This is a genomic window from Nocardioides sp. Iso805N (assembly GCF_000364605.1).
Taxonomy (GTDB): Bacteria; Actinomycetota; Actinomycetes; order Propionibacteriales; family Nocardioidaceae; genus Nocardioides.
In genome coordinates, this window is the sequence record NZ_KB822576.1 from 642069 (window position 1) to 655858 (window position 13790).

General features: G+C 70.5%; 10 protein-coding genes. 2 read left to right on the plus strand and 8 right to left on the minus strand.

Going from position 1 to position 13790, the window contains the following annotated elements; all coding sequences use genetic code 11:
* Positions 1-144: 144 nt before the first annotated feature.
* The 6 genes from proB to H036_RS0107410 form a co-directional block, all read right to left on the minus strand.
* A complete protein-coding gene (gene proB, locus H036_RS0107385; RefSeq protein ID WP_017934147.1) occupies positions 145-1260 on the minus strand; it encodes a glutamate 5-kinase in 1116 nt (371 codons plus the stop codon).
* The gene (gene obgE, locus H036_RS0107390; RefSeq protein WP_017934148.1) at positions 1257-2861 is read right to left on the minus strand and encodes a GTPase ObgE; all 1605 of its coding nucleotides are present in this window, start codon (positions 2859-2861) and stop codon (positions 1257-1259) included. The genes proB and obgE overlap by 4 nt, the downstream gene beginning before the upstream one ends.
* A 127-nt stretch (positions 2862-2988) precedes the next feature.
* Complete coding sequence (gene rpmA, locus H036_RS0107395) at positions 2989-3246, minus strand: 50S ribosomal protein L27 (protein ID WP_017934149.1); 258 nt, start codon at positions 3244-3246, stop codon at positions 2989-2991.
* 37 nt (positions 3247-3283) lie between these two features.
* Positions 3284-3586: a 50S ribosomal protein L21 gene (gene rplU, locus H036_RS0107400; RefSeq protein ID WP_026145866.1), complete on the minus strand. Its 303-nt coding sequence runs from the start codon at positions 3584-3586 to the stop codon at positions 3284-3286.
* 187 nt (positions 3587-3773) lie between these two features.
* Complete coding sequence (locus H036_RS0107405; protein WP_017934151.1) at positions 3774-7052, minus strand: Rne/Rng family ribonuclease; 3279 nt, start codon at positions 7050-7052, stop codon at positions 3774-3776.
* A 329-nt stretch (positions 7053-7381) separates the two neighbouring features.
* On the minus strand, positions 7382-8110 hold the full coding sequence (locus H036_RS0107410) for a TIGR03936 family radical SAM-associated protein (protein WP_017934152.1): 729 nt from the start codon (positions 8108-8110) through the stop codon (positions 7382-7384).
* Positions 8111-8164: 54 nt separating this feature from the next.
* Between H036_RS0107410 and H036_RS0107415 the strand changes: the two genes are divergently transcribed.
* Positions 8165-9355, plus strand: coding sequence for an MFS transporter (locus H036_RS0107415; protein ID WP_017934153.1), 1191 nt, complete (start codon positions 8165-8167; stop codon positions 9353-9355).
* 8 nt (positions 9356-9363) lie between these two features.
* On the opposite strand, the gene H036_RS0107420 is transcribed toward H036_RS0107415, so the two are convergent.
* Positions 9364-10446, minus strand: coding sequence for an LLM class flavin-dependent oxidoreductase (locus H036_RS0107420; RefSeq protein WP_017934154.1), 1083 nt, complete (start codon positions 10444-10446; stop codon positions 9364-9366).
* Positions 10447-10546: 100 nt separating this feature from the next.
* Between H036_RS0107420 and H036_RS0107425 the strand changes: the two genes are divergently transcribed.
* Positions 10547-11791, plus strand: coding sequence for a CynX/NimT family MFS transporter (locus H036_RS0107425; protein WP_017934155.1), 1245 nt, complete (start codon positions 10547-10549; stop codon positions 11789-11791).
* Positions 11792-11833: 42 nt separating this feature from the next.
* Here H036_RS0107425 and H036_RS0107430 read toward each other — a convergent pair whose 3' ends face one another.
* The gene (locus H036_RS0107430; RefSeq protein ID WP_017934156.1) at positions 11834-13789 is read right to left on the minus strand and encodes a TIGR03960 family B12-binding radical SAM protein; all 1956 of its coding nucleotides are present in this window, start codon (positions 13787-13789) and stop codon (positions 11834-11836) included.
* Between the last annotated feature and the right edge of the window lies 1 nt (position 13790).

The following is a 13790-nucleotide window of genomic DNA, read 5'->3' on the forward strand; positions in this document are numbered from 1 at the left end:
ACACAAGGGTGTCGGCGTTTACGCCCGCGACACGAATTCGGACGAGGCAGTTCACCAAGTGTTCATCTTGGTCCGGGGTGGCCCGCTCCTGAGAGATCTTCCTGCCGGACCCAGGAGTGGTCCAGACCACCCTCCGCCGAGAGGCTAGAGCAGCACCAGGTCGTCGCGGTGGACGACCTCGCGGGCGTACGCCGAGCCGAGCTGCGCCTCGAGCCACCGCGACGATCGGCCCACCAGCTGCGGCAGCTCGTCGGCGTCGAAGTTGACCAGCCCACGCGCCACCACGGCGCCGTCGGGACCGACGAGGTCGACGGGATCCCCGGCGTGGAAGTCGCCGCGGGCACCGGTGATCCCCGCCGCCAGCAGGGAGGCACCACGCTCGCGGACGGCGCGGACCGCGCCCTCGTCGAGGCCGACGGACCCCATCGGCTCGGTGGCGTGCTCGAGCCACAGCAGCCGGGTAGGACGCCGCTTGCCGGTGGCGTGGAACAGTGTCCCGACCGGCTCGCCGGCGAGCGCGGCGCGCGCCTTCGGCGCCGAGGTCAGCACCACCGGGATGCCCGCCTCCACGGCGATCCGGGCCGCCTCCAGCTTGGTCACCATGCCGCCGGTGCCGACACCCGCGCTGCCGGTCTTGCCGACCGTGACGTCGGTGAGGTCGTCCATCGACGCGACCTCGGCCACGAGGCGGGCACCGGGCTGGGACGGCGGGGCGTCGTACAGGCCCTCGACGTCGCTGAGCAGGACGAGCAGGTCGGCGTGGACCAGGTGGGCCACCAGCGCGGCGAGCCGGTCGTTGTCGCCGAACCGGATCTCGGTGGTCGCCACGGTGTCGTTCTCGTTGACGATCGGCAGGACGCCCAGATCGAGCAGCGTGGTGAAGGTCTGGGAAGCGTTGCGGTAGTGACTGCGTCGGGTCACGTCATCGACCGTGAGCAGGACCTGCCCGGCGATCAGCCCGTGCCTGGCCAGCTCCTCGGTGTAGCGGTGCACCAGCAGCCCCTGGCCGACCGAGGCGGCCGCCTGCTGGGCTGCCAGTGCCTTGGGCCGCTTGGGCAGGCCCAGCGGTGCCAGGCCTGCGGCGATGGCGCCCGAGGAGACGAGCACCACCTCGGCGCCACGGGCCCGCACCCCTGCCAGTACGTCGACCAGCACCGAGAGCCGCTCCGGGTCGATGCCGCCGTCGACAGTGGTCAGTGAGGACGAGCCCACCTTGACCACGACCCGCTTGGCACCGGTGACCGCAGGCCTGAGGCTCACTCCTGCTCCTCGCCGGCCCGATCCTCGACAGCCCGATCCTCGACAGCCGTGCTGGGGTCGCTCTCCGAGAGGTCGAAGGCGTCGGCGTCGGGGTCCTCCTCCGAGCCGATCTCGTAGCCGTAGGTGCCGTCGACGTAGTTGAACTTGTCGAGGCGGCGGGCGACGTCGGCGCGGGTCTCGTTCTCGCCGCGCTCGGGCATCTGCTCCTGGATGTCGCGACGGCGCTGGGCGGCGGGGCGATCCTCGCGCAGACGCTGGTCCTCGCCACGGCGACCCAGCATCTCGGCGCCGGCTTCGATCGAGGGCCGGAAGTCGAAGACGACGGCGTTCGAGCCGGGGTCGCCGATCATGACGGTGTCGCCCTCCTGAGCGCCGAGCTTGGCGAGCTGGGTCTCGACGCCGAGCCGGTTGAGCCGGTCCGCGAGGTAGCCCACGGCCTCCTCGTTGTTGAAGTCCGTCTGCCGCACCCAGCGCTCGGGCTTCTGACCGCGCACGACGTAGCCGTCGTCGGTCTGGGTGATGGTGAAGTCGGCCCCGCCCTTGTCCAGGTGCGGTCGCAGCACGATCCGCTGCGGCTCGACGGCCGGCTTCTCGGTGCGCGACGCGGCGACGAGCTCGGCCATCGCGAAGATCAGCTCGCGGGTCCCCTCCCCCGACGCGGCGGAGATGTCGAAGACGCGGTAGCCCTTCTCCTCGATCTCCTCGCGGGTGATGTCGGCCAGGTCGCGGCCGTCAGGCACGTCGATCTTGTTGAGCGCGACCAGGCGCGGACGGTCCTCGAGGCCGCCGTAACGAGCCAGCTCGTCCTCGATCACGTCCAGGTCGTCGACCGGGTTGCGGCCCGGCTCGATCGAGGCCGTGTCGATGACGTGCACCAGCGCGGCACAGCGCTCGATGTGGCGGAGGAACTCGTGTCCGAGACCACGCCCCTCGGCGGCGCCCTCGATCAGCCCCGGTACGTCGGCGACGGTGAAGGTGGTGTCTCCGGCGCGCACGACACCGAGGTTCGGCACCAGCGTGGTGAAGGGGTAGTCGGCGATCTTCGGACGCGCCCGCGAGATCGATGCGATCAGGCTGGACTTGCCCGCACTCGGGAAGCCGACCAGGCCGATGTCGGCGACGACCTTGAGCTCGAGCCCGATCTCGCGCTCCTCGCCCGGCTCGCCGAGCAGGGCGAAGCCGGGAGCCTTGCGCTTCGAGGAGGCCAGCGCCGCATTGCCGAGGCCGCCTCGGCCGCCCTCTGCGAGCACCAGCTCGGTCCCGGTGCCCACCATGTCGGCGAGCACGTTGCCCTGCATGTCGGTGACGACGGTGCCGTCCGGCACGGAGAGGACGATGTCCTCGCCGTGCGCGCCGTTGCGGAAGTTGCCGCCGGCCTGGCCGCCGTTGCCGGCGCGACGCTTGGGGCTGTGGTGGTAATCGATCAGCGTGGTGACGTCAGGGTCGACCCGCAGGATCACCGACCCACCGGGACCTCCGTTGCCACCGTCGGGGCCACCGAGGGGCTTGAACTTCTCGCGGTGGACCGAGGCCACACCGTGACCGCCGCGGCCAGCGCTGACGTGCAGCGTGACGCGATCGACGAAGGTGGGCACAGCCATGGGAGGACTCCGTTGAATCGGGGATTTTTTATGGGTGAGTCGGGAGTTGTGCAGAAAATGAGGATCGGGAGTCCCGGCCAATCGGCCGAAACTCCCGACTCAACGGTGCAAAAGTCCCGACTCGATGTCAGGCCTGCGGAACGACGATGTTGACGACGCGGCGACCGCGGCGGGTGCCGAACTCGACAGCACCGGCCTCGAGCGCGAACAGGGTGTCGTCGCCACCACGGCCGACGTTGGCGCCCGGGTGGAAGTGGGTGCCACGCTGGCGGACGATGATCTCGCCGGCGTTGACCAGCTGGCCGCCGTAGCGCTTCACGCCGAGGCGCTGGGAGTTGGAGTCGCGGCCGTTCTTGGTGGACGCCGCGCCCTTCTTGTGTGCCATCTCTTCAGTCCTTCAGTGCTCGAGTGAGATCGACGCCTCAGGCGTTGATCGCGGTGACCTTGACCTGGGTGTACTTCTGGCGGTGACCCTGGCGCTTCTTGTAACCGGTCTTGTTCTTGTACTTCTGGATGACGATCTTCGGACCCTTGAAGCCGCCGACGACCTCAGCGGTGACCGAAGCCTTGTCCAGGCCGGTCGAGGTCACGTTCTCGCCGTCGACCACGAGCACGACCGGCAGGGTCAGGGACTCGCCGACACCCGTCGCGACCTTGTCGATCTCGATGACGTCGCCGACGGCAACCTTCTGCTGGGTGGCGCCAGCCTTCACGATCGCGTACACCGCGGTCTCCTTCATCTGCTTGCCGAACTCAAATCCATGGGTCTGCGGCACACGTCGACCCCGAATTCGGAGATGGGATGCTCGCAGTGGACGTGCAGCGCACGCCGAGAATCAATAGTACGGATGGCCGCCGATCACCGCAAAACGCGGCGTACGACGGCCATCCGATCTCGATCGTGAGACAGGGTCAGCGCTTGCGCGCGCCCCGCTTCTTGACCGGGACGTGCTCCACCGGGTGCTCGTCCTCGCCGCCCTCCTGGGCGCCAGGGGCGTCCTGGGCGGGCGTGTGCGCGGCGGACGGCTCCGGGGTGGTCACCGACCGGCTTGCACCCCGGCGCGTGCGGGTGATCACCCTCGGCGGCTCCGGCGTGGACACCTCGGGCGCAGGTACGGCGGCGGGTTCCGGCGTGATGATCACCGGCGCGACCGTCGCGGTATCGGCCGAGCCCCCTGCGGGGCGGCTGGCGCCGCGGCGACGCCGGGTGCGGGTCACCACCTTCACGGTCGGCGTATCAGCGGGCTCAGTGGACGGGGTCTGCTCGACCGGCTCCTTCGAGGTGTCCTCGAACTCCTCGACCACCAGCGCCTCGGCCGGCTCGGAGCTCTCGACGGCATCGCTGGCTTGGACCTCGGGGACCTCGGCCGCCGCGTTGGAGTCGGCGATGGTCTCCAACGCCTCCTCCTCGTGGTGGCGCGCCATCGCCGCGAACTCCGCGGGGGTCGGCGCCCGGTGCGGGTCGGTGCCGTCCTGCGCCGACTGCTGATCGCTGTCGTCGCCGACGTTGTCGTTGCCGCTGTCGTTGTCGTTGTCGTTGTTCTTGCCACGACCGCCGCGACGCCGCGAGCGACGCGGCTCATCGGGGGCGACGCCGGAGCTCTTGCCCTCCTCGACCGGGTGGTCGTGCACGACCAGGCCGCGACCGTGACAGTGGGTGCAGGTCTCGGAGAAGGCCTCCAGGAGGCCGGTGCCGATCCGCTTGCGGGTCATCTGCACCAGGCCCAGCGAGGTCACCTCGGCGACCTGGTGACGGGTGCGGTCACGGCCCAGGCACTCGACCAGCCGGCGCAGCACCAGGTCACGGTTGGACTCCAGCACCATGTCGATGAAGTCGACCACGATGATGCCGCCGATGTCGCGCAGCCGCAGCTGGCGCACGATCTCCTCGGCCGCCTCGAGGTTGTTCTTGGTGACGGTCTCCTCGAGGTTGCCCCCCGACCCGGTGAACTTGCCGGTGTTGACGTCGACGACCGTCATCGCCTCGGTGCGGTCGATGATCAGCGAACCACCGGATGGCAGCCACACCTTGCGGTCCAGGCCCTTGGCGATCTGCTCGTCGATCCGGTACGTCGAGAACGCGTCCTTGCCGTCCTGCCCCGGAACGAACCGCTGCAGCCGGTCGCCCAGGTCGGGAGCGACGTGCTCGACGTACCCCTTGACCGTCTCCCACGCTTCCGCGCCCTGGATGACGAGCTTGGTGAAGTCCTCGGTGAAGAGGTCGCGCACCACCTTGAGCGTGAGGTCGGGCTCGCCGTAGAGCATCTGGGGAGCGTTCCCCCGAGCCTTGGCCTCGATGTCCTCCCAGCGGGCCTTGAGCCGCTCGACGTCGCGGGTCAGCTCGTCCTCGGAGGCACCCTCGGCCGCGGTGCGGACGATGACGCCCGCGGACTCGGGGACGATCTCCTTGAGCAGGGACTTGAGCCGGTTGCGCTCGGTGTCGGGCAGCTTGCGGGAGATACCCGAGGTGGTGCCGTCGGGGACGTAGACCAGGAAGCGGCCGGCCAGCGAGATCTGGCTGGTGAGACGGGCGCCCTTGTGACCGATCGGGTCCTTGGTCACCTGCACCAGGACGGTCTGGCCCGAGCTCAGCACCGACTCGATCTTGCGCTGCTGGCCGTCCTTGTGGCCGAGCGCGGCCCAGTTGACCTCGCCGGCGTAGAGGACAGCGTTGCGGCCCTTGCCGATGTCGACGAAGGCGGCCTCCATGCTCGGCAGCACGTTCTGCACGCGGCCGAGATAGATGTTGCCGATCAGCGAGGTCTGCGACTCACGGGCGACGTAGTGCTCCACGAGGACCTTGTCCTCGAGCACGCCGATCTGGGTCAGGTCATCGCGCTGGCGGATCACCATCACGCGCTCGACCGACTCGCGGCGGGCCAGGAACTCGGCCTCGCTCACGATCGGCGCACGGCGGCGGCCGGCCTCGCGGCCCTCGCGGCGGCGCTGCTTCTTGGCCTCGAGCCGGGTCGAGCCGGAGACAGCGGTGATCTGCTGCTCGAGCGGGCGCGACTCGCGCACCTTGGTGACGGTGTTGTCCGGGTCGTCCTCGGTGTTGCCACCGCCCGAGTCGCCGGCGCGACGACGACGGCGGCGACGACGCGAGGAGCCGCCCTCGGCCTGCTCCTCGTCCTCGGCCTGCTCCTCGGCGTCCTCGGAGGACTCCTCGTCGTTGTCGTCGGTCTCGCCACCGGCACCCTCGCCCGACTTGCGTCGGCGACGGCCACCGCGGCGGCGACGACGGCGGCCCGACGTTCCGGACTCGTCAGCGTCGTCGGTCTCGTCCGTGCTCTCGTCGTCGAGGTCGGCCTGGGCCGCGGCCTCGTCACCGACCGCGTCCGCCTCGACGGCGGCGGCCTCGACCAGGTCGGCGGCCTCCTCGGGCGCCTCCGTGGCGGCTTCGTCAGCGGTCTCCTCGACCTGCTTCTTCGCGGCCCGCTTGCGGGGGGCGCGCTTGCGCGGCGTCTTCTCGGGGGCCTGGAACAGCACGCCGAGCGCTCCGTCGGCCGAGCCTCCGTCGCCTGCGGCGGCTGCCTCGGGAATCGCCTCGGCAGGCACGGCGCCCAGCGCCTCGTCGGGGGTGTCGAGCTGAGCCTCGACCGGGCTCTGCGCCCGACCGGCGGCAGCCCTCTTGGTCGTCCGCTTCGCGGGCGCCTTGGTGGCGGCGGCCTTGGTCGCCGTGCGCTTGGCGGCGGTCCTGGTTGCGGCGGCTTCCTCCGCGGCCGGCTCGACCACGGCCTCGACGGCAGCGTCAGTGTCGGCGACCTCGACGGCGGCCGCCTTCTTGGCAGCCGTCTTCTTCGCGGTGGTGGTCTTCTTGGCCGCAGTCTTGCGCGCCGCAGCCTTCTTCGCCGGCGCGGCGGACTCGGTCGCGGCAGGCTCGGCTGCCGGCAGATCGAGCAGCGGCTGGTCCGGCGACTCGGCCGGTGCGGCGGCGGTCTTCCTGGTGGCGCGCCTGGCCGCGGTCTTGGTGGTCGTCGCGGCAGCGTCGGCGCCGCTGACCTCGACTGCGGCCGTCTTCTTGGCCGGCGCCTTCTTCGCTGCAGGGGTCTTCTTGGCCGCCGCAGTCGTCTTCTTCGTTGCGGCCTTCTTGGCCGCCGCCTTCTTGGCCGGCGCGGTGCCCCCCTCGGGGGTGCCCGCAGCCTGCTCGGCGCTGTTGTTCTGGGTGTCGACGCTTGATTCGTCGGCCATGCCGTACTCCTCGGCCCGGCCCGCGTCGTTGCGCGCACCAGGCTTGTCAGGACGCCGTCACGCCGGCCAGAGGTCGGACGTACGACGCAAAGCTTGTCGGTGGCGGCGACACCCTCCGCGGTGTGCGTCATCGAAGTGGAGACCGATTCACCTACCGCGGTCGCAGTACCCGAAGGCCGCGTCGCGGGCTGGCGAGGATCACCGCCCCGGTGTGCCGGTGCACCATCGGTTGATGTGCATCGGCGAGAACGTCGTCGGATCGTTGCCGGCGAGCGTCTGTCACACGCCCAGGCCCGTCAGCGACCGAGGCGAGTATCGCACACGAATCGTCAAATCCGGTTGACGTGAGCGCGCAGCGGGTCGCCGACGCTGCCGGTCGCCGCGTCCAGAGGTCCCTGCTCGAGGCGGGTCAGGAGCGGCGCTGCGGTCCCGAGATCGAGGCCAGCGACAGTGCGCAGGCCGGTCATCACGTCGTCGGGGCGGACCATCGGCTCGACGTGCCGCAGCGTGAGCGCCAGGCGCGAGGCAGGTCCGTTCGCCTCGGCGACCAGGGCCAGCACGGCGGCTCGACAGTCGAACTCCCGCATACCGCGCTTGGTCATCCTCTCCACGAGCACCGTCGCGGTGTCGAGGAAGGTCCCGACAGCCGCTGCGGCCACCCCCGGCTGCACCGGGATGTCGATCACCCAGCGGCTCGCGGTCAGCACGTCGGCCAGCGATCCCCCCGGCGACTCCACCACGTCGACGATGTCGAGGCCGGCCGGCATCACCTCGTCCAGCTGGGCCTGGACGGCCGCCGGATCGACGATCTCGGCCAGCGCCAGCTCGAGGTACTCGGCCTCGCTCGCGGCCCCGGTCGGCGAGGCTCCGGCGTACGAGATCCGGGGGTGCGGGTTGAAGCCGGACGAGTAGGCGACCGGCACCCGTGCCCGGAAGACGGCCCGCTCGAAGGCCCGGCCGAAGTCGCGGTGGCTGGTGAACCGCATCCGGCCGCGCTTGGCGTAGCGGACGCGGAGCCGCTGGACCGGCGGGGCCTGCTGTTCGGGCTGTTCTCGCACCCGCAGATGTTACCCGCCGACACGCCGAGGTCTCGAAGTGCAAGGATGCGGGCAGTGAACCGTCGCCCCCTCCCCCTGATCCTCGCCGGCGTCGTGCTGCTTGCGCTCAACCTGCGCCCGGCCGCCGCCAGCGTGGGTCCGATGCTGCCCGAGATCATCCGGGGGATGCACCTGAGCCATTGGCAGGCCGCGCTCCTGGTCGCGCTGCCGGCGCTGGCGTTCGCCTGCTTGTCCGCGATGGGGCCGGCGATGGCGCGCCGGTTCGGGGTGCACCGGGCCACGCTGCTGTCGGTGTTCGCGATCGCGATCGGGCTCTTCGCCCGGTCGCTGGCCGACGGCGCCTGGGACTTCTTGGCGCTCTCGGCCCTCGCGCTGGGCGGGATGGCCGCCGCCAGCGTGCTGCTCCCGACGCTGGTCATGCTGCACTTCCCCGAGCGACTGGGCACGCTGGCAGCGCCGTACTCACGCCTGCTGGCGATCGGCTTCGGCGCCGCAGCCGTCTTCACCGTGCCGATCGCGCACAGCGACGGCGGTTGGCGCACGGGGCTGGCGTTCTGGGGGGCGCTCGCGGTGATCGCGGCGATCCCGTGGCTGGGCCTGATCCGGCACGACCTGGTGCTCGCCCCGATCCCGCGCACGATCACGCTCGTCCAGATGATCCGGACGCCTTCGTGCCGCAAGCTGTCCGCGCTGTACTCGCTGCAGCTGCTGCAGATCTGGACGGCGATCGGCTGGTTCCCGACGCTGTGGCGCCAGCACGGCTACCACGCCAGCAGCGCCGGCATCCTGCTCGGCGTGGTGGCGGTGTGCGGGCTCCCGTTCACGCTGTGGTGGCCCGCCGTCGTCAGCGCGCACCACGACCCGCGCCGGCTGCAGCTGCTGGTCGGATGCTGCTACCCGCTCGGAGTCGCGCTGCTGCTCATCGCGCCGCGCGCGGCAGCGGTGCCGGCTGCGGTGCTGCTCGGCATCGCGGCGATCAGCTTCCCCATGTCGTTGACGCTCGTGGGGCGGCACGCCCGCTCCCGCGACGCCGCCTTGTCGTTGGCCGGGGTCGCCCAGGCCGTCGGCTATCTCGCGGCAGGCATCGGCATCTTCGGCTTCGGGCTACTGCACCTCGAGCTCGGCTCCTGGGGTTGGCCACTGGCGCTGCTGCTGATCCTCGCGCTGCCGATCCCGGTGCTCTCGGCACGGGCCTCGACCGCGGCGTCGGTCGAGGAGCAGCTGAGCTCGCCTGTGAGTGCCTAGCCTTCTGGCTAGGCCGGCACCGGCTCACGCATCGCCGCCGCGACCGTGTCGCCGACGCGGGAGATCTCCTGCCGGTACGGCGTGTCCGACAGGATGAAGTGGCCGATCCCGAGGTCCTGGTAGGTGCGGAGCGCCGCGATGACGTCGGCAGCCGAGCCGACCAGCCACGTCGTGCCGGCGCCACCTCCGCCCACCCTGCCCGGTGCGGTGTAGAGGCAGCTGTCCAGGACGTCGCCGCGCTGCTGCAGGTCGATCAGCCGCTGCTGCCCGACGGCAGGCTTGCCCCGACGCTGGTCGAGATGTCGGTCCCCTGCATGTGAGCTCTCAGCGAGCGCCGCGACCTTCGCCTCGGCGTCGCGCCAGGCCTCCTCGGTGGTCTCGCGGACCACGGTGGTGATGCGCAGACCGAACTCCAGCGGACGGGCCCGGTCGTGCCGCTGCTCGAGGCGGCGCAGTCGCTCGATCCGCTCCGCGATGCCGTCCAGCGGTTCGCCCCAGAACAGCTGGACGTCGGCCTCGGCTGCCGCGGTCTCCTCGGCGGCCGGTGATGCGCCGCCGAAGTAGAGGGTCGGGTGCGGCCGTTGCCCGCCGGCGACCGGCCGCGGCGCGATGGTGGCGTCGGTGACCTGGTAGTGCTCGCCGCGGAAGGTGACGTGCTCCTCGGTCCAGAGGCGGCGGGTCAGTCGCATGAACTCACGGGTGCGCGCGTAGCGCGTGGGTTGGTCCACCTCGTTGTCGCCGTACGCCGCGGGGTTGTCCTGCCCGCTGACGATGTTGACCAGGACCCGACCACCGCTGAGCTCGTCGAGCGTGGCTGCCGCACTGGCGAAGTGCGCCGGCGACCAGTAGCCGGGGCGGACGGCGATGAGCGGCTTGAACGTGCTGGTCCGCGCCGCGAGCGCGGCGCCGACCGTGAACGTGTCGGGCCTCCCCCAGCCGGTGCCCAGCAGCGCGCCGCCCCAATGGTGCCGCTCGCACTCGAGCGCGAGGTCGACGGAGTAGTCGAGGGTGCCCCAACCGTCGGCGTTGGTGTCGCCGCGATGGCCGGGCTCGACGGTGTTGGGGATGTACCAGAGGAACTCAGGTGCCATACTCGCACCATACATGACTATGTTGATCGACTTAATGCTTTGTTTCGTCGATGTTACGGCCGCTTGTCGACACCGTTAACCGGCCTGGTTGGATCGGCGCATGGCTTCGACCGACCCCACCTCAGGACCCGAACCCGCGGCCGAGCCACGGTGGCGGCGCGTGCTGGTCCTGGTGGGCATCGTCGCACTGGCCTTCAACCTCCGACCGGCCGCGGTGAGCATCGGCCCGCTGTTGGACGAGATCTCCGACGGCCTGCACATGAACGACGTCGAGACAGCGCTCCTCACCGCGCTCCCGGTGGTCTGCTTCGCCAGCGTCGGTGCCTTGGCCCCGCGACTCGCGGCGCTGATCGGCCTGCACCGGTCGGCCTTCCTGTCATTGATCGGGGTCATCGCCGGCCTCGCGGCACGGGCGCACGTGCACGACGCGTTGTGGTTCCTGGTGCTCTCGTTCGTGTCGTTGTCAGGGATGGCGATCGCGAACGTGCTGCTCCCGTCCCTGGTCAAGCTGCACTTCCCCGACCACGTCGGCACCGTGACGGCGCTCTACTCCACCGCGCTCGCCATCGGCCTGACCGCTGCCTCCACCCTGACCGTGCCGATCGCCGAGCACGGTGGCGGTGCGACCGACTGGCGGGCGGGCATCTTCGCGTGGGCGCTGCTGGCCGCGGTCGCTGCCGTGCCCTGGCTGGGCCTGCTGCGGGGCGATCGTCGTACGCATGCCGCGGATGCTTCCATCCGCGGCGCCGACGTCGCCCGGACCAGGCTGGGCTGGGCGATGGCGACCTTCTTCGGCCTGCAGTCGCTGCAGGCGTACTCGATCTTCGGCTGGGTCGCGAAGCTCTACCGCGACAACGGGTTCACCGCCCACACGGCCGGCCTGCTGCTAGGGGTGATCACCGGCATCACCATCCCGCTCTCCTGGCTCATCCCGCGCGCAGCCGCCCGGATGCGCAACCAGGGCGTGCTGCTGACAGCGCTGATGATCTGCTATCTCATCGGCTACCTCGGCCTGATCATCGCGCCGCACGGCGGCGCTTGGGTCTGGGCGCTCGTCGTCGGCACCGGGACGTGCACCTTCCCCCTGGTGCTGACCCTGATCGGACTCCGCACCCGCACCCCGGGCGGCACCGCGGCGCTGTCGGGCTTCACTCAGTCCGTCGGGTATCTGATCGCCGTCATCGGACCCTTCGGGGTCGGGATCATCCACGACGCCACCGGCAGCTGGCGCGCACCGCTGATCGTGCTCCTCGCGCTCTGCGTCCCGCAGTACGTCGTCGGCATGGCCGCTTGCCGGCCGCGTTTCCTGGAGGACGAGCTGGAGAGCGCGAAAGTGACACCGTGACAGCTGCAAACTGTTGCAGCGACCGGCTGCGACCGCCCGCCCTCAGACCACCGCGAGCGGCAGCAGCTTCTGACCCGTGGGACCGATCTGGATCTCGGTGTTCATCTCCGGACACACGCCGCAGTCGTAGCACGGCGTCCAGCGGCAGTCCTCGACCTCGATGTCCTCGCCGCGGGCGGCCGCGAGGGCGTCCTCCCAGTCAGCCCACAGCCAGTCCTTGTCCAGTCCGCTGTCGAGGTGGTCCCAGGGCAGGATCTCGTCGTACTCCCGCTCGCGGGTGGTGTACCAGTCGACGTCGACCCCGGTGCCCTCGAGGGCAGCGGCTGCAGAGGTCATCCAGCGGTCGTAGGAGAAGTGTTCGCTCCAGCCGTCGAAGCGACCGCCGTCGCGCCACACCGCCTCGATGACCTTGCCGACGCGGCGGTCGCCGCGGGAGAGCAGGCCTTCGACCGTGCCGGGCTTGCCGTCGTGGTAGCGGAAGCCGATCGCCCGGCCGAACCGCTTGTCGGTGCGAACGACCTCGCGCAGCTTGCGCAGGCGCTCGTCGGTGGTCTCGTGATCGAGCTGGGCCGCCCACTGGAACGGCGTGTGCGGCTTCGGCACGAACCCACCGATCGAGACCGTGCAGCGGATGTCGTTGCGACCCGAGACCTCGCGGCCCTTGGCGATGACCTTCTTGGCCAGGTCGGCGATGGCGAGGACGTCCTCGTCCGTCTCGGTCGGCAACCCGCACATGAAGTAGAGCTTCACCTGACGCCACCCGTGCGAGTACGCCGTCGCCACCGTGCGGATCAGGTCCTCCTCGGTGACCATCTTGTTGATCACCGCGCGCATCCGCTCCGAGCCGCCCTCGGGGGCGAAGGTCAGGCCGGAGCGCCGCCCGTTGCGGGAGAACTCGTTGGCCAGCGTGATGTTGAAGGCGTCGACACGGGTCGAGGGCAGCGAGAGGGAGACGTTCTGACCCTCGTAGCGGTCGGCCAGACCGGTGGCGATGTCACCGATCTCGGTGTGGTCGGCGCTGGAGAGCGAGAGCAGGCCGACCTCCTCGAAGCCGGACTTGCGGATGCCGTTCTCGACCATCTCGCCGATGGTGTTGATCGACCGCTCGCGGACTGGGCGGGTGATCATGCCAGCCTGACAGAAGCGGCAGCCGCGGGTGCAGCCACGGAAGATCTCCACCGAGAACCGCTCGTGCACCGTCTCGGCCAGCGGCACCAGCGGCTTGGCCGGATACGGCCAGGCGTCCAGGTCCATCAGGGTGTGCTTGCGGACTCGCCACGGAACACCGGGACGGTTGGGGACGACGGCCTCGATCGCACCGTCGGCGGCGTAGGCGACGTCGTAGAAGCGCGGGACGTAGACGCCGCCTGAGACGGCCAGCCGGCGCAGCACCTCCTCGCGGCCACCCGGGCGGCCCTCCCGCTTCCACTCGCGCACGACCTCGGAGATCGCCAGCACGACCTCCTCCCCGTCGCCAAGGACCGCCGCGTCGATGAAGTCGGCGATCGGCTCGGGATTGAAGGCCGCGTGCCCGCCGGCGAGCACGATCGGGTCCTCGATGCCGCGATCGGCGGCATGCATCGGGATGCCGGCCAGATCGAGCGCGTTGAGCATGTTGGTGTAGCCGAGCTCGGTGGAGAAGCTCAGCCCGAAGAGGTCGAAGTCACCCACCGGGCGGTGGGCATCGACGGTGAACTGCGGGATCGGGCCCAGCTCATCGCCGGTCCGCATCACCTGCTCCATGTCCGCCCACACCGCGTAGGTGCGCTCGGCCACGATCCACTCGCGCTCGTTGAGCACCTCGTACAGGATCGCAACGCCCTGGTTCGGCAGGCCGACCTCGTAGGCGTCGGGGTACATCAGCGCCCAGCGGACGGTCTCTGCATCCGCACCCCACTCCTTCACCGTGGAGTTGAGCTCGCCGCCGACGTACTGGATCGGCTTGGACACCGAGGTCAGGCGCGGCTCGATGCGGGAGAAGACTGAGTCGCCAGGCATG

Bases quoted from the DNA above. Each gene is read 5' to 3' on its own strand.
- rpmA (WP_017934149.1), bottom strand. From the start codon at position 3,246: ATGGCACACAAGAAGGGCGCGGCGTCCACCAAGAACGGCCGCGACTCC.
- H036_RS0107405 (WP_017934151.1), bottom strand. From the start codon at position 7,052: ATGGCCGACGAATCAAGCGTCGACACCCAGAACAACAGCGCCGAGCAG.
- H036_RS0107430 (WP_017934156.1), bottom strand. From the start codon at position 13,789: ATGCCTGGCGACTCAGTCTTCTCCCGCATCGAGCCGCGCCTGACCTCG.
- H036_RS0107420 (WP_017934154.1), bottom strand. From the start codon at position 10,446: ATGGCACCTGAGTTCCTCTGGTACATCCCCAACACCGTCGAGCCCGGC.
- H036_RS0107425 (WP_017934155.1), top strand. From the start codon at position 10,547: ATGGCTTCGACCGACCCCACCTCAGGACCCGAACCCGCGGCCGAGCCA.
- obgE (WP_017934148.1), bottom strand. From the start codon at position 2,861: ATGGCTGTGCCCACCTTCGTCGATCGCGTCACGCTGCACGTCAGCGCT.